The organism is Spirillospora sp. NPDC048823 (assembly GCF_043198445.1).
Lineage (GTDB): Bacteria > Actinomycetota > Actinomycetes > Streptosporangiales > Streptosporangiaceae > Spirillospora.
In genome coordinates, this window is record NZ_JBICUT010000021.1 from 43,036 (window position 1) to 64,261 (window position 21,226).

The window sequence follows — 21,226 nt, forward strand, 5'->3', positions numbered from 1 at the left end:
CCATACGCCTGACGCCCACTCCCGGCACGGGCGGTTCAGCCGAGGCGGATCAGCCGCTCGATGATCGACGGCTCGTCCAGTGTCCGCGCCGGCTCCAGCGGAACCTTCGCCGCGCCCGCCGTCAGGGTGCCGACCCGCTCACCGGTGCCCGCCTGGCGCGGGGGATCGCCCTCGACGCCGACCGGCACGGTCAGCCCGGGCCAGCCGACGACGGTCACCGGGGACGCGGCGCGCAGCGGCGTCATGCCGCCGAGCCCGTCGTCGACGTGTGCGACCTTCGCGCCCTTCGGCGCGAGGGTCGCCGCGACCAGCGCGTTCTCGGCCGCGATGACGAGTTGCTGCGCCGCGTCGACGGCGCCCGCCGCCGACGGGGACTGCTGCCCCATCACCGCGCCCACGATCACGGTGCTCACGCCCTGGACGTCCTTGCGCGCCGCGAACACGAAGTTCCCGCCCGCCGCGTCCGTGTACCCCGTCTTCCCGCCGATGACGCCGTACTGACCCAGCAGGTAGTTGCCGCCCTGCCGCGTCGCTCCGCCGTCGTCCGGAACATATGCTGGCTTGCTCACGATCTCCGCGAAGGCCGGGATCCGCATCGCCGCCCGCAGCAGCTTCACCTGGTCCGCGGCCGTGCTCACCGTAGTGGAGTCGTAGCCGCTCGGATCGGTGTAGCGGGTGCCGGTCATACCCAGCGACTGCGCGGCGGCGTTCATCTTCGCCGCGAACGCCTGGTCGCTTCCCGCGTCCCACCGCGCCAGCTCATGCGCCACGTCGTTCGCCGAGATGACCAGCAGGGCCTCCAGGGCCTTGCGCTGTGTCAGCCTCTGGTTCGCGGTCACCCCGAGGATCGACTCCCCGCGCTGCTTGCGCATCGGGATCTGCGCCGCCGCCTGCGGCGACACCGTCATCACCGGCCCCGCCTCACCCGGCTTCAGCGGGTGTTCGCGCAGATACACGTACGCCGTCATCACCTTGGCGACGCTCGCGGTGGGCGTCGGCGCCGACCCCCCTGACGAGCCCATCGTCCCGAGCCCGTCCACGTGGACGACCGACTGCCCTCCGGACGGCCACGGCAGCGCCGGGGCCTGCCCCGGGAACGCGTGACTGGAGGTGATGGCCAGATCAACGGCCGGGTCGGGGACCGGCCGGACGAGCTGCCCCGTGACGACCCCGGCGACCAGCACCAACACGGCCACGAGGATGATGAGCCCCCGCCGCCCCCGCTTGGCCCCCGTCTCCTCCGCGGCCGGCGCCGCAGGCGGAGCCGGGGGAGCGAGAGGAGCCGCCCCGTCCCACGGCACGGTCCATTGACCCGAAGACCGGACGACCGGAGCCTGCTCCTGCGGCACAGCCTGCAAAGCCCCGGCCTGCGGAGACGCGGGCTGCGGAGACGCGGGCTGCGGCGGTGAGGATTGACGTGGTGCGGATTGACGTGGTGAGGCTTGCGGAGTCGCGGTCTGGGGTGGTGGGGCTTGTGGTGGCGGGGCGTGGGAGGAGAGGACCGGTAGGCGCTCAACCCGTGTAGGGCCGGTCCCACCGGACGGAGGCGCGTCCTTCTTGGGCGGGGCCTTGGACGGGGAGGCGGCTTGTGGTGATTCGTCCTCGGCGGCGGGCGGGGCGCCGGCCGCGGTGTCCTCGGCGGCGTCAGGCTCGGCCGTGCCGGGATCGGCCGCGTCGGGATTGGGCGCGCCGGGCTCGGCGGCGTCCTCTGCGACGCTGTCCTCGGGGGGCTTCGGGAGCTTGACGTACCATGGGCCCGTCGGGGGAGAGGCGGATCCCCCGGACGAGTCGCCCTTCGGCTTGGCGGAGCGGCGGATGGGGATGTCCGGTCTGGTCAAGGAGACCTTCGCGGGCAGGCGGAACTCCGCGGTGGCGGTACGCGCGGGTTCGCGCTCGTCCTCGGAGCCGGACGTCACCGGTTCCCCCTTGGCGTCGTCCATGGCCCGACCCTTCTCGACTGGTCCCCTCCGGCAGACGGAGCGGTCTCCCCGGCAAACCCCGTGCTTATTGAAGGATGCGCAGTTTAGCGAGAAGGTTCGCTTGAGAGGTCAAGGAGCAGCGGCGGACGAATCCCGCGCGGTTCGAGAAGTTCCTCGCCGTGGTGACCGGCTCGCGTGGGACCGTGCGGCCGCCGAGCGGCTGTTCGCGCCGTTCCGGGAGTGAGCGATGAGTGAGCCCGTCCCTGCCGGGTAGGGCCGAGTCATCCCGGGCCCCCGGCGACGACCCACGAGGCTCAAGGAGTGAGCGTTGTATGGCAACGAAGATCCGCGAAATCATGACCGGTTCGCCGACGTCGGTGTCTCCGGAACTCGACATCGTGACCGTGGCCCGAGCGATGCGCGATGAGGACATCGGTGCCGTGCTGGTGGCCGACGGCGACGAACTCCTGGGGCTCGTCACCGACCGCGACCTGGTGATTCGCGGGCTCGCCGCCGGCGGTGACCCGACGCAGCTGAACATCGGCGGCATCGCGAGCACCGCGACCGCGACCGTCGGGCCGGACGACCCGCTGGACAAGGCCGCGCAGGTCATGCGGGAGCGGGCGGTGCGGAGGCTCCCGGTCATCGAGGACGGCCGCCCGGTCGGCATCGTGTCGATCGGCGACCTGGCGATGGAGAGGGACGAGGTATCGGCGCTCGCCGACATCAGCTCCGCCCGCCCGAACGCCTGAGCCCGCCCGCCCCGGTCAGGGGAGGACGGACAGAAGCAGGTCCAGTTCGTCTTCGGTGTTGTAGTAATGCACGGAGGCCCGCACGGCGGCCGGAACGGTGTCCGGGTCGTATCCGTGTGCGCGGGGGATCGCGACGCTGACGTTGACACCGCGATCCCTTGCGGCCGCTTTGATGGCGGTGGGGTCGTGGCCGTCCACGGTGAACGTGACGATGCCGGACGGCCGTTCGCCCTTGTCGAGGACCGTCGTCGCAGGCCGGGCGGCCAGTTTCCGGCGCAGCACGGACGCGAGCCCGGTCACGTGCTCCTCGATCTCCGTGATCCCCAGATCGGCCGCGTAGTCGGCGGCGACGCCCAGCCCGATCTGCCCGGCCACGTACCGTTCCCATGTTTCGAAGCGCCGTGCGTCCTCCCGCATCTCGAAGGCGTCGGGGGCCTGCCAGGCGGCGGCGTGCAGGTCGAGAAACGGGGGTTCGAGGGTCGGGACGATCTGCCGCCGCACGTACAGGAACCCGGTCCCGCGCGGGCCGCGCAGGAACTTGCGGCCGGTCGCCGACAGCATGTCGCAGCCGATCTCGCCGACGTCCACGGTGAGCTGGCCGACCGACTGGCACGCGTCCAGCAGGTACAGGACGCCGTGCTCCCGGCACAGCCGCCCGACGTCGGCGGCCGGGTTGACGAGCCCGTTGTGCGTGGGGATGTGGTTGAGCGACACCAGCCGGACGTCGCCCTCGGCCAGTGCGGCTTCCAGCGCGTCCAGTGAGAGGGTCCCGTCGGCCTCGTCCGGGACGACCTCCACGCTCACGCCTTTGGCCGCCGCCACCTGCTGGTAGGCGATGGTGTTGCTGGAGTACTCGCTCGTCGTGGTGAGGATGCGGTCGCCTTCGGCGAAGGGGATCGCGTAGAACGCCATGTCCCAGGCCCGGGTGGCGTTCTCCACGTAGGCGATCTCGTCCGCGCGCGCGCCGATCAGCCTTGCCACCGCGTCGTAGAAGCGTTCGACGGCCGGTGCGTTCAGTTCCGCCGCCTCGTATCCGCCGATCGTGTTCTCCAGCGTGAAGTGCTCCGCCACCGCGTCGATCACGGGACGCGGCGGCAGCGCGGCGCCGGCGTTGTTGAGGTGGGCCACTCTTGCGCAGCCGGGGGTGTCGGTCCGGAGCTTGCCGATGTCCACGTGCCGCCCTTCCCTCGAAAATGTCGTACCCCTGCGCGACCCTGGTCACGGGTGGCGATTTGACCTCAACCGTCGTTGAGGTCGCATGCTTGCTCCTCCAGGCTAACGATCAACGGGGTTCGTCATGGACATGGAAGTCACCGCGTGGATGTCGCTGCACCACGCGATGAACGCGCGCGACAGCAGGCCCTTCTCGAAGGCGACGCTGCGCCGCATCGGCCGGTTCGCGCGCCCGCACCGCCGGCGGCTGGCGCTGTTCCTCCTGCTCAGCGTGGTGATGGCGGTCCTCGCCGTCGCGACCCCCGTGCTGGCCGGCCAGGTCGTCGACGCGATCGTCGAGCACTCCCCGACGTCCACCGTCGTCAATCTCGCGATCCTGATCGCGTTCCTCGCGCTCGCCGAGGGCGGCCTCGGCCTCGCGAACCGGTGGCTGTCGGCCCGCATCGGCGAAGGGCTGATCCTCGACCTGCGCACCGCCGTCTTCGACCACGTCCAGCGCATGCCGGTGGCGTTCTTCACCCGGACCCGCACCGGCGCCCTGGTCAGCCGCCTCAACAACGACGTGATCGGGGCGCAGCGCGCCTTCAGCGACACCCTTTCCGGCGTGGTCAGCAACCTGGTGACGGTTCTGCTGACCTTCGCCGTGATGGTCCGCATCTCGTGGGAGATCACGCTGCTCGCGCTGGTCCTGCTCCCCGTCTTCGTCCTCCCGGCACGCCGCATGGGCACCCGCCTGGCGCGCCTCGAACGCGAGGCCGCCGCACACGACGCCGCGATGAGCACGCAGATGACCGAGCGTTTCTCCGCACCCGGCGCGACGCTGGTGAAGCTGTTCGGCCGCCCCGCCCGCGAGTCCGCCGAGTTCGCCGCCCGCGCCCGCCGCGTCCGCGACATCGGCGTCCGCACCGCGATGGTGCAGCACGTCTTCATCACGGCCCTCACCATGGTGTCCGCGCTGGCCCTCGCGCTCGTCTACGGCCTCGGCGGCTACTTCTCCCTGCGCGGCAGCCTCGACGCCGGCGCGGTCGTCGCCCTGGCCCTCCTGCTCACCCGCCTCTACGCGCCGCTGACCGCCCTCGCCAGCGCGCGGGTCGAGGTGATGAGCGCCCTGGTCAGCTTCGAGCGCGTCTTCGAGGTCCTCGACCTGAAGCCGCTCGTCGCCGAGAAGGCCGAGCCCGGCACCGTCCCGGACGGCCCCGTCGCCGTCGAGTTCGACGGCGTCCACTTCGCCTACCCGTCCGCCGACAAGGTGTCCCTGGCCTCCCTCGAAGAGGTCGCCACCCTCGACACCCGCGGCGGCGTCGAGGTCCTGCACGACGTGTCGTTCCGCGCCGAACCCGGCCAGACGGTCGCGCTGGTCGGCTCGTCCGGCGCCGGGAAGTCGACGATCGCGCAGCTCCTGCCGCGCCTCTACGACGTCGACTCCGGCACGGTCCGCCTCGGCGGCGTCGACGTCCGCGACCTGTCCTTCCAGGGCATCCGCGACACGCTCGGCATGGTCACGCAGGACGGGCACCTGTTCCACGAGTCCATCCGCGAGAACCTCCTCCTCGCCCGTCCCGAGGCCACCGAGGACGACCTGTGGGACGTCCTGCGCCGCGCCCGCCTCGAAACCCTCATCCAGGGCCTCCCGGACGGGCTCGACACCATCGTCGGCGAACGGGGCTACCGGCTGTCCGGCGGCGAACGCCAGCGCCTCACCATCGCCCGCCTCCTCCTGGCCCGGCAGCGCGTCGTCATCCTGGACGAGGCCACCGCCCACCTCGACTCGACCTCCGAGGCCGCCGTCCAGGAGGCCCTGGCGGAGGCCCTCGACGGCCGCACCGCCGTCGTCATCGCCCACCGCCTCAGCACCATCCGGGCCGCCGACCTGATCCTCGTCGTGGAGGAGGGCCGCATCGCCGAACGCGGAACCCACGAGGAACTGCTGGCCGCCGGCGGCCGCTACGCCGACCTTTACCGCACCCAGTTCAGCGACCAGTCCGGCCCGCCGCCCCTGGAGCCCGTCGGCTGACCGGTCGCGGCCGGAGTCCGTCGAGCGCGGTCAGGAGGGAGCGCATGACGTGGGTGCGCCAGCCGCTGCCCATGCCGCGGAACGCGAAGGCGTGCACGGGGTCGTCCAGATCGAACCCGGCGTGCTCGATGAACAACCGGGTACCGCGCCCCTCGGGGACGAGCCGCCAGGTCACGGTCGTGTCGAGCCCGCCGCCGCCCCAGCTGATGCGCAGCAGCCGCTCCTCGTCGATGTCGAGGACCCGGCACGCGATCGTCCCGTCGAAGCCGATGCCGGCGATCGGTCTCGTCGCGAACGTGAAGCGGTGCCCGGCCACGGGTTCGAAGTCGTTCGGCATGAGCCAGCGGGCCAGCAGGTCCGGCTCGGTGAGCGCCCGCCACACCTTGGCGGGCGGATGCGGCAGGAACTCGTCCACCTCGATCGCCGCGCGTTCGTCGCTCATGCCGCTCCCCGGGTTCTCCATGACCGGCGTCACAGGTCGTCCTCCTCGTCCAGCAGTTCGCGCAGGTCGGACAGCCTCTCCCGCCAGAACCGCTCGTAGGGGCCGAGCCACTCCGACAGGTCGCGCAGCGGGCCCGCCTCCAGCCGGTAGATGCGCTGCCGGCCGCTGCGCCGCTCGCTGACCAGCCCGGCGTCCCGCAACACCTTCAGGTGCTCGGAGACGCTCGGGCGGCTCATCGCGAAATGGGATGCCAGGTCGTTCACGGGCTGCGGCCCGTCCAGCAGCAGTGCGGTGAGCTCCCGGCGGACGGGGCTCGCCAGCGCCGCGAAGACGTCCATGTCGGCCTTCGCCTCTCCGGTCCTCGCCACCTCGGCCCTCAGCCCTCGGCCTCGGCCAGGACGATGCCGTTGCCGTCGGGGTCGGTGAACGCGGCCTGGCGTCCCCACGGCAGATCCTGCGGCCCGTCGACGTCCACCCCGGCGCGCCGCAGCCGTTCGCAGTCGGCGTCGAGGTCGGACGTCTCCAGCATCAGCCCGTGGACCCCGCCCGGCGCCATGCCGGGCATGTGGTTCGCCAGGACGACGTTCGTCTCCGCGCCCTTGGGGGCGAGCTGAAGCCAGCGGACCGGCCCCGTGGACTGGTCCGAGACGACCTCGAACCCGAGTGTGTCCGCGTAGAAGGTCTTGGCGGCGTCCTGGTCGGAGACCGGCACGGTCAGCATCCGCACATGTGTGATGTTCATGCTCACGACGATATGTAGGATTTCTCCTACATGTCAAGTGTAGGAAATTCCTTACGCGTACATACCCGGCGAGTTTAGAAGGTGGGCGCGGAGGCAGGCTGGTGGCATGCGTGCCGTCACTTACGACTCGTTCTCCCCTGACAACTCGCGCCTGGCGGTCGGTGGCGTGCCCGATCCCAAGGTCGGCCCCGGCCAGGTGCTGATCGAGGTGCGCGCGGCCGGGGTCAACCCGGTGGACTGGAAGGTGATGGCCGGTGGCCTGGACGGAATGATGGAGGCGGTGTTCCCCGTCATCCCGGGTTGGGACGTCGCCGGCGTGGTGCGCGGCCTCGGCCCCGACACGCCGGAGTTCGCGCCGGGCGACGAGGTCATGTCCTACGCCCGCAAGGACGTCGTCGGCGCGGGGACGTTCGCGGAGTACGTCGCCGTCTCGGCGGACGACGTGGCGCGCAAGCCCGCCGCGCTCGACTGGAACCAGGCGGGCGGCCTGCCCCTCGCGGGGATGACCGCGCAGCGAGCCCTGGACCGCCTGGAGGTCCGCCCTGACGACGTGCTGCTCATCCATGCGGCGTCCGGCGGCACCGGGAGCCTCGCCGTCCAGCTCGCACGGGAGCGGGGTGCCCGCGTCATTGGCACGGCCTCCGAGAAGAACCACGACTACCTGCGGGAACTCGGCGCCGAGCCGGTGACCTACGGCGAGGGGCTGGCCGACCGCGTCGGGGAGTTGGCGCCCAGCGGCGTCTCCGCGGTGGCTGACTTCGCCGGCGGCCAGCTCGACACGACGCTTGCAGTCCTGCAGCCGGATGGACGCCACGTCTCCGTCGCCGACAACGAGGTGGAGAAGCACGGCGGCCACTGGATCTGGGTCCGCCCGAACGGAACCAAGCTCGCCGAACTGGCCGCCCTGGCCGACCGCGGCACCCTCAAGGTGGACGTGGCCGACACGTTCTCCCTGGACCAGGTGGGTGACGCCTTCGACGCCAGCCGCACCACCCACACCCGCGGCAAACTCATCATCACACCCTGAGCCGCAGCCGCCCGCACGCGCCTGCAAAAGAGCTTCGCCGTCCTAGGCGTTGCTGGACAGAAGGTTGCCGAGCTGCGCGCCAACCAACCGACGCACGCCACGCGACAGGATGGCTCCAAGTGAACAGTCGAAGTCCTGCCAACGCGTGGGCCGCTAGCGTCGGGCCCCTTGCGCCTGGGGGCGGCGCCTCTGCTCGACCACGACCTTCCTGCCGACGACGAAGGCCATCATCCCCACGCCCATCAGCGGGTAGGCGTAGCGGACGTCCACCACCAACGGCACGGCCACCGGCACGGCCGAGGCCAGCACGATCCCGGCGTAGCGCTTCGAAAGCACCCTGAGATCGTCGTTCCCGGGCGCCCGGCTCAGGACCGCCTGCGTGGCGATGATCACGACGGTGAGGAGCCCGAGCATCCGAAATCGTGATCAGGTCGTCGAGGTGACCGCCGGCGGCCTCGGTCTCTATGATGGCGGCGGCAGCGCACCATGATCATTGGTCCTCACCAGCCACGTCAATAAACAGCTGTCTCGTGTCGCACGCCCTGCCGATCCAGAGAGATCGCGATCTTCGACCATACGGGGAGGATGATGAACGGCTTCGCCCCGTTCCAGGAACGCTATGTCCGCGTCGTTGAGCAGTTGGTGGCAAGCCCGCTCGTCTCTGTCCAACACCAGGAGTCCGGCGAGGACGTGCTGGACGGCATCGGGGCCGACCTCGTGTTCGCAACGTTGGCCGAGAAGTATGACCTTCACCTGGACCGGGTCTTCCGCCGCCTGTACTTCCCGTCCAAGAAACTGCACGTCGTGTGGCGGCTGACAGCCGACAGCACGCGCGGCGGCGAGTTCTGCCTTCAGAACATCACCGAATGGGCGGTGAACGGGTGGCGTCCCGACGACTGGACGATGCCTCCCGAGGAGTACGCCAAACTGGCAGACCTCTACACCATCGACTTCGAGCCGCACGCCGGGTCGGGATCGGTCGTCTTGATCTCCGTACCCGAACGCCGCCCGCTGTCTCTCGGCGCGGACACGAAGGTCTGGTATTACGATGCGGGTGAACACCGGCTCGATCCGTTGGACATCGACTACACCGGCTACCTCGACTCGGTACTGCTCACCGCAGGCGCCCACGAGTGGCAGTACCTTTTCGCCGACGTCAATATTCTGCGTGAGCATCCTCGCGTCGTCGACGCTTTGGAGCTCTACCTCACCATCCTTCCGGAGATTTTTCCCGAACACGATTACGAGCCGCTTCGCAGGCGCTTCGACGCCCGCATGTGAGCCGCGCGGCCTACCGGCCCGGTCCCGGCCGTCCTGCTCGTTCTCCATCCCGACCCAGATGCCCCCACCCGACAGCCCGCATCAGTCGGGGAACGGGTGTCGAACGTCACTGGTCAGAGCGGGAATGCGCGTATCCGGGTTGGCTCTGGAAGGGGCACGCGGCACCGGCGCCGCGGTGCGGTTAAGTCATGTGATCGATAGCAGGCGCGCCAGTTCCATACGGCGGGTGACACCGATCTTCGGATACGCGTTGTAGAGGTGATGCCCGACGGTGCGGGGGCTCAGGTAGAGTTGCGCGCCGATCTCGCGGTTGCTGAGCCCGGCCGCCGCGAGCCGCACGACCTGCAGTTCCTGTGGGTCAGCCGCTTCAGGGGGTCGGCGTCCCCGGTGCGTGCGGCCGGACGGTCGCCGAGGACCTCCAGTTCGGCGCGGGGGCCGGCCGCCGTGTGGACGAACTCCTAGCGCCCCGACCCGGCCGCTCGAGCCGGACCTTTGCCGAAGTCCCGCGACCGAATACGCTCGGCTGTCACAGAACGGCGGCGTGCGGCGTCTCCATGTCGAGGCCGCCGACGACAGGAGGGACGTGACCTCTCCGGCATGAGCGACGACCCTTTCGTCACCCACCGCAGCCTGCTGTTCACGGTCGCCTACGAGATGCTCGGGTCCGCGGCGGACGCCGAGGACGTCGTCCAGGAGACGTGGCTGCGCTGGGCGGCCGTCGACCAGGCCGAGGTCCGCGATCCGCGGGCCTACATGGTGCGGATCGTGACTCGGCAGGCACTCGACCGGCTCCGCACGCTGGCGCGGCGGCGGGAGGACTACGTCGGGGAGTGGCTGCCCGAGCCGCTGCTGACCAGTCCCGATGTGGCCGAGGACGTCGAACTCGCCGAGAGCGTCTCGATCGCGATGCTCATGGTGCTGGAGACGCTCGGCCCGGCGGAGCGGGCGGTGTTCGTTCTGCGGGAGGTCTTCCAGGCCCCCTACGACGAGATCGCCGCCGCGCTGGAGAAGACCCCGGCCGCCGTCCGGCAGATCGCTCGCCGGGCCCGGCAGCACGTGGCGGACCGTCGTCCCCGCATGGAGGTGAGCCGGGCCGAGCAGCAGGCCGCCGTCGAGCGGTTCCGCTCGGCGATCCAGACCGGTGACCTCCAAGGCCTCTTCGACGTCCTCGCCCCCGACGTGGTGCTGGTCGCCGACGGCGGCGGGCTGGTGCGAACGGTCCGGCGACCGGTGCGGGGCGCGAAGCGCGTGTCCAGGCTGCTCGCCGGCGTCCCCAGGCTCGCCCCCGGCGCCCGCATCGGGGCCATGTGGCTCAACGGCGCCCCCGCACTCCGGATCGATCTCGAAGGTGAACTCCACACCGCGGTCAGCCTGGTCATCGAAGGGGGACGGATCACCCGCATCTACGCGGTCAGCAACCCGCACAAACTCGCCCGGCTCGGGGAAGCGATGCAACTCAGCCGGACCCGCTGAATCCGCCGCCCACCGGCGCGGTTCAGGCCGCGCGCCTCCGGTCGAACAGAGTCTTCGTCGCCACGATGAAGGTCATCATCCCTATCCCCACGAACGGATAGAGGTAGCGGACGTCCACCGCCATCGGCCCGGCCACCATAACGACGGCGACCAGCAGGACCGCGGCATAGCGCTTCACCAGATCCTTGGAATCGTTCTCTGGCGACCTGTTCAACACCACATGCAAGGCCAGCATCACGGCGGTGAGGAGACCCAGCAATCCCGGGATCGCGAACCAGAAGAACGTGTCGCTGATTACGGTGAGCGTGAGCCCGTACGAGACCGCGGCGAGGCACACCCATATCAGCGCATGCTGCAATGGAGTTCGCTCACGTGTCCTGCGCAGCCCTTTGTCACTCTGGCCGGCCGCGCCCGGAGACTCGGACATGCCACCCCTTCCGGTAGTCCGGCCACCGGACTCTAGGGGTGCTCCATGCGGTAAGCCAACACGTACGAAGGGCGACCGGCCACCCGCGCCGCGCACGCCGGCCACCGCGCGGACCTGCTAGTCCGGTGCCGGAGCGGGGCCGAGGAGCTCGACGCCGTACCGGGCGGCGATTTCGGTAAGTCTGCTGATCTCATTCTGGGGATCGGCGTCCGGCGTCGCGATCGCCGCGACCTCCTCGAAGAACGCCTCGAAGCCTCCCGGCATGACGAGGCTCATATGGCGGCCGTGCTCCGAATGGATCTGATAGCCGTGCGGCACGTTTCGCGGTCCCCAGACCCAGGTGCCCGGAGACGCCGGGATCACGTCGTCCCCGACGAAGACGCTGTAGTCACCTTCAAGGACATAGAACGCTTCGTCCTCGCGACGATGCACATGGAGAGGGGGCACGGACCCTCTCGGACCCGCCACTTCGACGGCGCCGAGCACGCCATTGGTGTCACTCGATGCCGAAAGAATTCGCATTGTCTGCTTGAAGAACGGGAATGGCATCCTGCCCTCCTTGCCGATGGGCCGGCTTCACCTGCCTGAAAGACGTTATCCCGCCCGGCCGGCGGTGTCGTCGCGGTGGCTCCCGGCGGCTCGACCGGCCTCCCGCTGGCCTGCGGCCTGTTTTGCCCCTGCTTGACCGGGTAATGCGGCGCCGTACGTGAGTGGACGATGAGGTGGATACGACATGAACTTCCGGACGGGTCTGGCCGTCGGTGCGGGCGGAGCCCTGGCCGCGCTGTCGGTACGGCGCCTGGGCCGCCGGGTCGTGGGCGGGATCGTCCAGCGGCTTGAGCGGCGGCTGGAGAGCGCCGTCCGGGACCTCACGGCCAAGGCCGAGCAGGGTGGTCCGCTCGTCAAGGCCGCTCTGGCCGGGGTCAGGGCGCTGCACGAGGGCAAGTCCCCGTTGCGGGCGTTGCTGAGCTTCGGCTGGACGGCTCTGAAGGAGACCCTCGCCCGCATCTTCGGGCGTGGACGAAGGGGGAGGCCGACCAACATCGTCGAACAGACCGACGTGGGCGCCCCGCGCCGTCTCGTCTACGACCAGTGGACGCTCTTCCAGGAGTACCCGTCCTTCATGAAGAAGGTGGAGAGTGTCGACCAGGAGTCCGACGAGAAGCTGAACTGGAAGGCGAAGGTCTTCTGGTCCAGCCGGACGTGGGAGTCGACCATCGTCGAGCAGGTCCCGGACGAGCACATCGTGTGGCGGTCCAAGGGGTCCAAGGGCCACGTGGACGGGACGGTCAGCTTCCACGAGCTGTCCCCGAACCTGACCCGCGTCCTGCTCGTCATGGAGTACCACCCGGTCGGCCTCTTCGAGCGGACCGGCAACCTCTGGCGCGCCCAGGGGCGCCGTGCCCGCCTCGAACTCAAGCACTTTCGCCGTCACGTGATGACGCAGTCGCTCACCCGTCCGGATGAGGTCGAGGGCTGGCGCGGCGAGATCCGCGACGGCGAGACCGTCACAACCCCCAAGTGAGGAACACATGATGAAACGTGGAAGCCGGCTGGGCGGGCTGCCCGTCGGGAACATCGCCAAACGACTGCCGGGCGGGCGCCGCAAGCGGATGCCCGGCCTGAGCAACATCACCAAGAATCTCCCCGGCGGCGGCGGGATCGTGAAGAGCCTGCCGGGCGGGCGGGCCATCGGCACGGCCGGCGGCGTCCTGCTCGGTGCGGGCGCGGCCGTCGCGGCGGGCCGGGCGCTCAGCGGCCGCCGGGGCGCGGAAGGCTCGTCCAACCCGGAAGAGCCCGGGCAGAAGTCCGGGCAGAAGTCCGGGCAGAAGAACGCCTCGGAGAAGAGCGAGGCGAAGAACGAGTCCGACGAGCAGGCCGGTGAGAAGAACGGCCATGGCGTGTTCGGACGTCTCAAGGACACCGTCGGCGGCGCCATCCCGGGCGGCGGCAAGGACGACGAGGAGGGCGAGGACGAAGGCAAGGGCGGCGGCAAGGGCGGTGGCGGCAAGAAGGTGAAGGTCACCAACATCGTCGAGCACACCGACATCGGTGCCCCGCGCCGTCTCGTCTACGACCAGTGGACGCAGTTCCAGGACTACCCGTCCTTCATGAAGAAGGTCATCAGCGTCGACCAGGCCGACGAGAACAAGCTGAACTGGAAGGCGAAGATCTTCTGGTCGAGCCGGACGTGGGAGTCCACGATCGTCGAGCAGGTCCCGGACGAGCACCTCGTGTGGCGGTCCAAGGGGTCCAAGGGCCACGTGGACGGGACGGTCAGCTTCCACGAGCTGTCCCCGAACCTGACCCGCGTCCTGCTCGTCCTGGAGTACCACCCGCAGGGCTTCTTCGAGCGGACCGGCAACCTCTGGCGTGCCCAGGGACGCCGCGTCCGGCTGGAGCTCAAGCATTTCCGCCGGTACGTGATGACGCAGTCGCTCACTCGCCAGGACGAGGTCGAGGGCTGGCGGGGCGAGATCCACGACAGCGAGGTCGTCCGGACGCACGAGGAAGCGATGGACGAAGAGGAGCGTGCCCGGAAGAAGAACAAGAAGGGCAAGCGGGACGCTGCGGAGGAGACCGAGGAGTACGAGACCGTCCGCTGACCGGCCACCCGTGGCGTCGGCCGGTCCGGCGGTCAGCGGATCAGCCGGGCCAGTTCGACGCGCGAGCGGATCCCCAGGCGGGTGAAGACGTTGCGGAGGTGGTGGTCGATGGTCCGCGGGCTGAGCAGCAGACGAGCCGCGATCTCGCGGTTGGTGGCGCCTTCGGCGGCCAGCCGGGCGATGTGGGCCTGCTGGGCGGTCAGCTTCCCGAAGCCGTTCGCCGTGCCGGTGCCGGTGCCGGTGCGCGTCGCGGTCGCGGTGCCCGGGCCGCCGTCCGCCCCGATCTCGCGTGCGCCGGCCGCCGGGGCCGGTTCGAGGACGGGCGGCGGCGCGATGGTCTCGCCGGCGGCGCGCAGCTCCGCGCGGGCCCGCCCGGTCCACGGGGCGGCGTCGTAGCGCTCGAAGATCCGCAGCGCGGCGCGCAGGTGCTCGCGGGCGGCGCGGGGGCGGCGGTCGCGCCGGAGCCGGTGGCCGAACAGCAGCTCTGTCCGGGCCAGGTCGAACACGGCGTCGGCGGCCTCGTGGAGGCGGAGCGCCTCGGTGAAGTGCTCCTCGGCTTCGGTGTCGCAGTCGGCGAGGAGCGCCTGGCAGCGCCGCGCGAGCGCCGTGCGGCCCGGGGCGCGTGCCGTCCCGTTCAGGCCGTCCGTCCAGCGGCGGTAGTGCTCGAACGCGCGGGCGGCATGCCCCCGCCGGCCGTCGCGGACGAGCGCCTCGACCAGGTGGGGGACGGCCATCATCCGTGCGGGCGGGTGGGCGAGCCCGGCGCCGCCGGGCAGGCGGAGACGGGCCGCCGCGTCGGCGGGACGGTCCGCGGCGAGGTCCAGGCAGGCGGGCGCCCAGGAGCCGAACGCGGCGGCACGGGTGAGGCCGCGGCGGTCGGCGGCGCCGGTGAGCCGTTCCAGGTGCCCGTGCGCGGTGTCCTCGGCGCCGTTGAACGCGGCGGTGAGCGCGAGGGTGGCGAGTTGTTCGGCCGCGTGGGCGTGCAGCCGGGTCGCGCGGGCGAGGCGCAGCCCGTCGTGGCAGGCGGCGATGGGGGACGGCGGGTGCCCGAGGAGCGCCTCGCAGCGTCCGGCGATCACCAGCGCGTACGACTCGATGGGCACGTTGCCGGCCCGCCGGGCGGATGCCACGGCCCCGGCGGCGAGGGTCCGGGTGGACGGCCCGTCCCCGAGCGTGAACGCCGAGAGCGCCGCCCACGCCTGCGCGGCCGGGTCGGTGACCTCCGCGCCGAGCAGGACGGCGCGTCCGTGCCGTTCCACCGCCTCCGCGTAGTGGCCGCGGATCGTGGCGGCGACGCCCGCGAGATGGGCGCGGATCAACTCGCCGCGCACCCCGGCCCCGGCATGGCCGCCGAGGGGGACGCGGGGCAGCGTCGCGGCACGGTCGGCGATCTCCAGGTAGGCGCGGTGGTCGCCGGCCGCGTCGGCGGCCTCGGCGGCCCACATCAGCGCGGTCAGTGCGGCGTCCGCGGCGTCCGCGTCGCCGCCGACGAGCCGTTCCGCCGCGTCGCGGAGCATGGGGACCGCCGTCGCCGGGGATCCCGTCGCCACCTCGATCTCGCCGCGCAGCAGCCCGGCGTGGGCGGCGCGGGTCTCGGCGCACGTGAACGGGCGGACCTGCCGCAGCAGTGAGCGGGCGCGCCGGGACCGGCCGCTCCTCCACGCGTCGCCGGCGGCGGACAGCAGCCGGTCCGTCCGGGCGGCGTGGTCGGCGGTGAGGGCGGCGGCGCGCTGCCAGACCCGCCACGAGTCGGCGTACCGGCCGGCCTGCTGCGACGCCCGCGCCGCGGCCGCCAGCTCGCCCGCCAGGCGGTCGTCGGGCTCGCCGGTCATGGCCGCGCGATGCCACAGCCGCCACGGCCGCTGCCATTCGTGCACGAGGACCTCGGCGAGCAGCGCGTGGGCGTCGAGGCGTTCCTCGCGGGACGCGTCGGCCCACAGCGAGGACCGGACGAGCCGGTTCCGCACCGTCACCGCATCGTCCTCGAACCGCAGCAGCCCGGACGCGCGGGCCGCGTCGAGGTCGCGCGGGCCGAGGTCTCCGCCGAGCACGCCGTCCGTGCGGGTGGCCCGTGTGACGGTGGCGGCGTTGAGCCATTCGTCCGCCACCGCCATGAGGACGAGCCGCCGGGCGCCGTTGGGAAGCCGGAGGTAGCGGCGGCGGTGCAGGTCCCGCAGCACGCTGCCCGCGGGGAGCGAGCGGGGCGGCGGCGCGGTGCCGGAGAGCTGCCCGGGGGTCAGCGCGGCGGCGAGTTCGCGGATCGCCAGGGGTGTGCCGCAGGCGAGGTCGACGATCTCCTCGGCGAGGTCACCGCAGGTCGAGCCGTGCGGGACCGCGCAGCCCATCGCGTCCCCGAGCGCATCGTGGAACACCTGGCGGCCGGCGTCCTCGTCGAGGGGCGTGAGACGCAGCCGCCGGATGCCGGCGAGGCCGTCGGGGTCCCGCCGGTCGCCGCGTGCGGCGAACAGGACCACGACCGGCTCGTCCTGGACGCGGCGTGCCGCGAAGGCCAGCGCCTCCAGCGACACCCGGTCGAGCCACTGGGCGTCGTCGGCCAGGCACAGCACGGGCCGGTCCCGGGCCGCCCGGCTCAGCAGCTCGCACACCGCGGCGTACAGGACGAACGGCGTGCCGTGCCGCGCGTCGCCGCCGGTGACCGCGCCGAGCGCGTCCCGGTGCGCGGGCGGCAGTTCCGCGATCAGGCCGGACAGCGGCCGGAGCAGCCGGTGCAGCCCCGCGTACGGGACGGTCGTCTCGCGCGCGACGCCGGTGGTGCCGAGCGTCCGGAAGCCGGGCGCGGCCCGGCGTGCCGCCGCCTCCAGCAGCGTCGTCTTCCCCATGCCCGCGTCCGCGACGATCGCCAGGGAGCCGCCGTGCCCGTCGCGGGCACGGTCGAGGGTCTCGCCGATGGCGGCGAGTTCGCGGTCACGTCCGTGGATCCGTTGGGGTGGGTGTGCCTGTGCCATGCCGGTCCTCCTCTGCGGGAACGAACCTTGGCCGGTGCGAGGCCTCGCCTGGTGTGAGCCTCTCTTGGGAGCTTCGCCGGGGGGCGGGCTCGGCCAGGCGCGGACCTCGACCGGACCGGGGTCTCGACTAGAACAAACCTCTAGAACGAGCCTCTACAATGAAACCTATTGGACGGGGCCTCAAAAGGGGGCGGGCCCATAGGTCAGCACGCACCCCCCGGACGGGTCCAGAGCGCCGTTCTGTTTCGGGGACGGGGTGCAATCAGAGCGGGCCCCGATTGTGCCCCGGCACAGTCTGGCCGCCGGACGATGGCCGGTAGGTGCCCGAAATGGCACGATGAGGCCCCCGCGTTGTGCTGGAGGTGGCCCACGATGATGGGAGGACGGGTCGGGACGACCGGCGGAATGAACGCCGACCGCGGCGCCGACCGCGGCACCGACCGCGGCACCGACCACCGGGCCGACCGGGAGATCATGCGCAAGGCGGTGCTGCGCCTCACCGACCGCCTGCCCGACCTCGCCGACCGGCTCACCGCCGAGATCCTGTCCGGCGACGGCGTCGACCGCGACGAGTCGTTCTCCCGCGATGTGTGGGAGATGTGCCACACCGGGCTCGGGCACGGCTTCGAGACGATCCTCGAACCCGGCCGCGGCCGCGCCGACCTCGAATGGGCGCAGCGGCTCGGGCAGCGCCGCGCCCACCAGGGACAGCCGCTCGACCAGCTGCTGCGGTCCTACCGGCTCGCCGGGAAGGTGTTCTGGGAGGCCGTCGTCGAGGTCGTCGACCGGCACGACCCGGAGAACGTCCCGACCCTGATCCGGCAGGCGACCCGCACCTGGGACACGATCGACCAGCAGTCCGGCGCCGCCGCCGCGTCCTACCACCGCACCGAACTCGCGCTGGCCCGCCGCAGCGAGGAACGCGTCCAGGCGATCGTGGACGCGCTGCTCGACGGCCAGGGCGCCGACGGCGGGCTGCTGTCCACCGCCACGTCCGTCCTCGGGCTGCCCGCGACCGGCCGCTACGCCGTCGTCATGCTCGGCGCGGAGAGCGGGTTCGGGGACGGCGCGGAACGGCGCCCCGGCGACACGGCCGGGATGCGGTTCATCTGGCGGCTGCGCACCGACGCCCAGGTGGCGCTCGTCGCGCTCGGCGCCGCCGAACTCGACGACCTCGTCGACGCCGTCCGCCCCTACGCGCGCTCGCACGCCGGCGTCAGCCCCGTCGTCGGCTCCCTCGCCGAACTGGGCGGCGCCCGCTGGTTCGCCGAACTGGCCCTGCGCACCTGCCGCGGCCCCGGCAACCAGATCGCCCGCCTGGACCGCCGCCTCCCCGACGCCCTCGTGCTGTCCCAGCCGCGCCTGGCCGGGCGGCTCGGGCACGTCGCGCTCGGCGGCCTCACGGACGTCGACCCCGCGTTCCGCGACGTCCTGCTGACGACGCTCGGGACCTGGCTGGCCTGCGACGGCTCCGCCGCCCGCGCCGCGGACCGGCTGTTCTGCCACCGCAACACCGTCCTCAACCGGCTCCGCAAGATCGAGCAGCTCACCGGCCGGACGCTGGCCCGCCCGCGCGACCTGGTCGAGCTCGTTCTCGCGCTGAGCGCCCTGCGCCTGCACGGCATCGGCCCCGAGGACGGCGAAGGGCCGCCCGTGCGGGGAGGCAACGGGCGGCCCGGCCGTTAGGCGGCGGTGGCGGCTAGGAGTTCGGGCAGGTGTCGCGGTACTCGGAGATGTCGCTGCTGCGGCTCGGCGGGGGGCAGAGGAACTGGTCGTAGCGGGTGTCGTTGTCCACGTACCGCTTGAGCCAGGAGATGCTGAACTTCGCGATCGTCGTGTTCGAGGTGTTCGGCGCGAAGTGGCTGGCGTTGTTCAGCTCCAGGTACGCCTTCTCCGACGACGCGGGGATGCTCTCGTAGAACGGCTCGGAGTGCGTGGTCACCGACGCGACCGAGTCGTTCTCGGCCCCGATGATCAGGGTCGGGACCTGGTCGTTGCGGAAGTTCTTGTTCAGGTCCCACGGTGTCAGCGGGATCGCCGCCTGGAGCGACGGGCGGTCGAGGGACGCCTCCAGCGTTCCGCCGCCGCCCATCGAGTGCCCCATCACCGCGAGGCGGGAGGAGTCGATCCGGTTCCGGACGCTGCTGCGCTCGGTGAGGTAGTCGAGCGCGGCCAGCAACTGCCGGCCGCGGCTGTCGGGCTGGTCGAAGCGCGTGTTGGTGTCGATCGTGAAGACGACGAAGCCCTGCGAGGCGAGCCGCGGCCCGTACCACGACATGCTGGACTGGTCCGCGGTGAACCCGGGCGCGATCGCGACCGCGCCGAACGTGCCCTCGGAGGTCGTCGTCGGGTAGTAGATCGTCCCGCCGCCGAAGCCGGTGACCGACCACGACGAGACGCTGTCATCCGACACCGAGAACGGGCCGCGCGGGGACTCGACGCTCGACTCCGTCGGGTCGGGACCGCGCTCGTACGGATTGTCCTCCGCCTGCGCGGTCTGCGGGACGGCGATGGCTCCCGCGGTCAGCGCCGCGGCGAACACCATTTTCGCCGCGAGCCTGGGGGTGGATAGCACGTCGATTCGCTCCTGTTCGCGATGGAGCCGGGGGGAACGGCTCCAGAACGGGGGTGGAGCCGGGGGGCCGGCTCCAGGACGCCGCCATTGTCGGCAGGCGCCCGCCCCGCGAACATCGGCGAAATCGCCGGTCCGTCGAACCTTTCAGTCCGCGTCGGTGGCGGCGAGGATCGCGACGGTCCGACGGTCCGGTCGGAGCGCGGCTATGCCCACGTCCATCGAGGGGTGGATCTGGATATGCCAGTCGGAGGTGTAGAAGAGCCAGGCGCACTGGTCGGCGGTGTGCTCGATGGGTGAAGTCTCACATCGCCGGCGCCATCGGCACCCGTGAATGAGCGCCGGTTCACGCGCGGGCCATCGTGGTACCGCCGTTGACGTGCAGGACCTGCCCGAGAAGCGTCGGCAGCCGGGGGTCGGCGAGGAACGCGACCGATTCGGCGACCTCCTCGGGCGCGGCGATGCGGCCCAGCGGCACCCGGTCGGCGTACCGGGCGCGGATCTCGTCGACGCTCACCCCGGCGGCCTTCGCGTCCACCTCCAGGTGGGCGGTGTCGATCGCGCTCGGCGCGATGGCGTTCACCGTGATGCCGAGCGGGCCCAGCTCGCGGCCCAGCGACTTGGTGAGCGCGATCATCCCGGCCTTGGACGCGGAGTAGGCGGTCGCGCCCGGCAACCCGATCAGCCCCCACTCGGACGAGATCAGCACCATCCGGCCGCCGCCGCGCTCGACCATCCCGGGCAGGACGGACCGCACGCACGCGAACGTCCCGCCGAGGTTGACGTCGATGATCCGCCACCAGTCGTCCAGGTCGTGCTCCCCGAACGGCGCCATCGCCGGGCGGGCGGCCCCGGCGACGAGGACCGCGATCTGCTCGCCCGCCTGCCGCTCGACGCCGGAGACCATCGCCTCGACGGCCTCGGGGTCGGACACGTCCGCCGGCGCCGTCACGCCGCCCAGCTCGGCGGCGAGACCGGCCACGTCCCGGTCGGGATGGTCGTTGAGGGCGACGAGGTGCCCGCCGGCCGCGAGCCGCCGCGCGACGGCCGTGCCGAGGCCGCCGCCGGCGCCGGTGATGAGCGCGACCGTCATCTAGATCACCGCCCCGGCGTTGGGGGACAGGATCTCGCCGGCGCAGAACGTCGCGTCCTCGACCAGGTAGGCGGCGGCGAGCGCGACCTCCTCGGCGGTCGTCAGCCGCCCCGCCGGGAGGGTCTGCAGGTAGGCGGGCCTGCGCCAGGGCGAGTCGGACGGCAGCAGCGGCGTGTCGGTCGGGCCGGGCGCCACCGCGTTCACCCGCACGCCGGACGGCGCCAGCTCGGCCGCCAGCGACCGGACGAACCCGATCACCGCGCCCTTGGCCGCCGAGTAGTGGGCCTCGGCGTCCCCGCCGCCGATGGCCAGCTCCGACGCGACCGCGACGACGCTGCCCCGGCCGCGTTCCGTCATTCCCGGCGTCACGGCCCTGCAGACGTTGACCAATCCGCCCAGGTGCACGCGGAGCATCCGCTGCCACTCGGACCAGGCGATGTCGAGCACCGGCACGATCGCGTAGTGCCCGGCCGCGCACAGCGCCGTCTCGATCGGCCCCAGCTCGCGCTCGATCCGCCGGACCGTGGCGGTCACCTGCGCCGGGTCCGACACGTCCACGCCGACCGAGTGATGGGCGTCGTCGGCCGGGCCCAGGTCCAGGCCGGCCGTCGTCCAGCCGCGCCCGGCCAGCTCGCGCACCATCGCGGCGCCGATGCCGCTCGCCGCTCCGGTGACGAGTGCGACTCGCTCCCGCATGTGACCTCCGAACAGCCGGGCGAACAGGTGGGGAAGACATCAG

At 71.9% G+C, this 21,226-nt stretch carries 22 protein-coding genes; 8 read left to right on the top strand and 14 right to left on the bottom strand.

All coding sequences use genetic code 11. The features are described 5' to 3' along the window. Nucleotides 1-35 precede the first annotated feature (35 nt). Nucleotides 36-1,190 (bottom strand): D-alanyl-D-alanine carboxypeptidase family protein, encoded by a 1,155-nt coding sequence (locus ACGFK0_RS33975; protein WP_392912499.1) that lies wholly within the window; start codon nt 1,188-1,190, stop codon nt 36-38. A 1,061-nt stretch (nt 1,191-2,251) separates the two neighbouring features. On the opposite strand from ACGFK0_RS33975, the gene ACGFK0_RS33980 reads away from it, so the two are divergent. Next, a complete protein-coding gene (locus ACGFK0_RS33980) occupies nt 2,252-2,671 on the top strand; it encodes a CBS domain-containing protein (RefSeq protein WP_392912501.1) in 420 nt (139 codons plus the stop codon). 15 nt (nt 2,672-2,686) lie between these two features. On the opposite strand, the gene ACGFK0_RS33985 is transcribed toward ACGFK0_RS33980, so the two are convergent. Next, complete coding sequence (locus tag ACGFK0_RS33985; protein WP_392912503.1) at nt 2,687-3,844, bottom strand: aminotransferase class V-fold PLP-dependent enzyme; 1,158 nt, start codon at nt 3,842-3,844, stop codon at nt 2,687-2,689. A 124-nt stretch (nt 3,845-3,968) separates the two neighbouring features. Here ACGFK0_RS33985 and ACGFK0_RS33990 point away from each other — a divergent pair, with 124 nt between their 5' ends. Beyond that, on the top strand, nt 3,969-5,858 hold the full coding sequence (locus ACGFK0_RS33990; RefSeq protein WP_392912505.1) for an ABC transporter ATP-binding protein: 1,890 nt from the start codon (nt 3,969-3,971) through the stop codon (nt 5,856-5,858). Here the strand turns inward: ACGFK0_RS33990 and ACGFK0_RS33995 are convergent. From ACGFK0_RS33995 to ACGFK0_RS34005, 3 genes are read right to left on the bottom strand one after another with little or no spacing between them, the layout of a single operon-like run. Beyond that, nucleotides 5,815-6,333: an SRPBCC domain-containing protein gene (locus ACGFK0_RS33995; protein WP_392912507.1), complete on the bottom strand. Its 519-nt coding sequence runs from the start codon at nt 6,331-6,333 to the stop codon at nt 5,815-5,817. The two genes, ACGFK0_RS33990 and ACGFK0_RS33995, sit on opposite strands and share 44 nt — an antisense overlap. Next, nucleotides 6,330-6,668, bottom strand: coding sequence for an ArsR/SmtB family transcription factor (locus ACGFK0_RS34000; RefSeq protein ID WP_392912509.1), 339 nt, complete (start codon nt 6,666-6,668; stop codon nt 6,330-6,332). Before ACGFK0_RS34000 ends, ACGFK0_RS33995 begins: the two co-directional genes overlap by 4 nt. Nucleotides 6,669-6,676: 8 nt before the next feature. After that, nucleotides 6,677-7,042, bottom strand: a complete 366-nt coding sequence (locus ACGFK0_RS34005; protein WP_392912511.1) for a VOC family protein — start codon at nt 7,040-7,042, stop codon at nt 6,677-6,679. Between the two features lie 106 nt (nt 7,043-7,148). Between ACGFK0_RS34005 and ACGFK0_RS34010 the strand changes: the two genes are divergently transcribed. Next, on the top strand, nt 7,149-8,069 hold the full coding sequence (locus tag ACGFK0_RS34010) for an NADP-dependent oxidoreductase (protein WP_392912513.1): 921 nt from the start codon (nt 7,149-7,151) through the stop codon (nt 8,067-8,069). A 153-nt stretch (nt 8,070-8,222) separates the two neighbouring features. Here ACGFK0_RS34010 and ACGFK0_RS34015 read toward each other — a convergent pair whose 3' ends face one another. Further along, complete coding sequence (locus ACGFK0_RS34015) at nt 8,223-8,483, bottom strand: hypothetical protein (RefSeq protein WP_392912515.1); 261 nt, start codon at nt 8,481-8,483, stop codon at nt 8,223-8,225. Between the two features lie 174 nt (nt 8,484-8,657). Between ACGFK0_RS34015 and ACGFK0_RS34020 the strand changes: the two genes are divergently transcribed. Beyond that, a complete protein-coding gene (locus ACGFK0_RS34020) occupies nt 8,658-9,350 on the top strand; it encodes a hypothetical protein (RefSeq protein ID WP_392912517.1) in 693 nt (230 codons plus the stop codon). Between the two features lie 186 nt (nt 9,351-9,536). Here ACGFK0_RS34020 and ACGFK0_RS34025 read toward each other — a convergent pair whose 3' ends face one another. Further along, the gene (locus ACGFK0_RS34025) at nt 9,537-9,689 is read right to left on the bottom strand and encodes a helix-turn-helix transcriptional regulator (protein WP_392912519.1); all 153 of its coding nucleotides are present in this window, start codon (nt 9,687-9,689) and stop codon (nt 9,537-9,539) included. Between the two features lie 258 nt (nt 9,690-9,947). Here ACGFK0_RS34025 and ACGFK0_RS34030 point away from each other — a divergent pair, with 258 nt between their 5' ends. Next, the gene (locus ACGFK0_RS34030) at nt 9,948-10,823 is read left to right on the top strand and encodes an RNA polymerase sigma-70 factor (RefSeq protein ID WP_392912521.1); all 876 of its coding nucleotides are present in this window, start codon (nt 9,948-9,950) and stop codon (nt 10,821-10,823) included. Nucleotides 10,824-10,845: 22 nt separating this feature from the next. Here the strand turns inward: ACGFK0_RS34030 and ACGFK0_RS34035 are convergent, their stop codons facing one another. Together ACGFK0_RS34035 and ACGFK0_RS34040 are read right to left on the bottom strand one after the other, a co-directional pair. Continuing rightward, nucleotides 10,846-11,250, bottom strand: a complete 405-nt coding sequence (locus ACGFK0_RS34035) for a hypothetical protein (RefSeq protein ID WP_392912523.1) — start codon at nt 11,248-11,250, stop codon at nt 10,846-10,848. Between the two features lie 117 nt (nt 11,251-11,367). Beyond that, the gene (locus ACGFK0_RS34040; RefSeq protein WP_392912526.1) at nt 11,368-11,799 is read right to left on the bottom strand and encodes a cupin domain-containing protein; all 432 of its coding nucleotides are present in this window, start codon (nt 11,797-11,799) and stop codon (nt 11,368-11,370) included. 184 nt (nt 11,800-11,983) lie between these two features. Here ACGFK0_RS34040 and ACGFK0_RS34045 point away from each other — a divergent pair, with 184 nt between their 5' ends. After that, nucleotides 11,984-12,775 carry an SRPBCC family protein gene (locus tag ACGFK0_RS34045; protein WP_392912529.1) on the top strand — a complete coding sequence of 264 codons (792 nt, stop codon included), beginning with the start codon at nt 11,984-11,986 and terminating at the stop codon, nt 12,773-12,775. A 7-nt stretch (nt 12,776-12,782) separates the two neighbouring features. Further along, nucleotides 12,783-13,856 (top strand): SRPBCC family protein, encoded by a 1,074-nt coding sequence (locus ACGFK0_RS34050; RefSeq protein ID WP_392912531.1) that lies wholly within the window; start codon nt 12,783-12,785, stop codon nt 13,854-13,856. A gap of 32 nt (nt 13,857-13,888) precedes the next feature. On the opposite strand, the gene ACGFK0_RS34055 is transcribed toward ACGFK0_RS34050, so the two are convergent. Then, a complete protein-coding gene (locus ACGFK0_RS34055) occupies nt 13,889-16,822 on the bottom strand; it encodes an AAA family ATPase (RefSeq protein WP_392912533.1) in 2,934 nt (977 codons plus the stop codon). A 372-nt stretch (nt 16,823-17,194) separates the two neighbouring features. Here ACGFK0_RS34055 and ACGFK0_RS34060 point away from each other — a divergent pair, with 372 nt between their 5' ends. Beyond that, nucleotides 17,195-18,508 carry a PucR family transcriptional regulator gene (locus tag ACGFK0_RS34060; protein ID WP_392912536.1) on the top strand — a complete coding sequence of 438 codons (1,314 nt, stop codon included), beginning with the start codon at nt 17,195-17,197 and terminating at the stop codon, nt 18,506-18,508. A gap of 13 nt (nt 18,509-18,521) precedes the next feature. Here the strand turns inward: ACGFK0_RS34060 and ACGFK0_RS34065 are convergent, their stop codons facing one another. The 4 genes from ACGFK0_RS34065 to ACGFK0_RS34080 all read right to left on the bottom strand — a co-directional run bounded on the left by ACGFK0_RS34065 (nt 18,522) and on the right by ACGFK0_RS34080 (nt 21,183). Next, nucleotides 18,522-19,367, bottom strand: coding sequence for an alpha/beta hydrolase family protein (locus tag ACGFK0_RS34065; protein WP_392912649.1), 846 nt, complete (start codon nt 19,365-19,367; stop codon nt 18,522-18,524). 174 nt (nt 19,368-19,541) lie between these two features. Continuing rightward, nucleotides 19,542-19,730 carry a DUF6183 family protein gene (locus ACGFK0_RS34070; RefSeq protein WP_392912651.1) on the bottom strand — a complete coding sequence of 63 codons (189 nt, stop codon included), beginning with the start codon at nt 19,728-19,730 and terminating at the stop codon, nt 19,542-19,544. A 10-nt stretch (nt 19,731-19,740) separates the two neighbouring features. Continuing rightward, entirely contained in the window at nt 19,741-20,487 is a 747-nt protein-coding gene (locus ACGFK0_RS34075; RefSeq protein ID WP_392912538.1) for an SDR family NAD(P)-dependent oxidoreductase, read from the bottom strand. Continuing rightward, complete coding sequence (locus ACGFK0_RS34080) at nt 20,488-21,183, bottom strand: SDR family NAD(P)-dependent oxidoreductase (RefSeq protein WP_392912542.1); 696 nt, start codon at nt 21,181-21,183, stop codon at nt 20,488-20,490. It lies immediately after the preceding gene. Between the last annotated feature and the right edge of the window lie 43 nt (nt 21,184-21,226).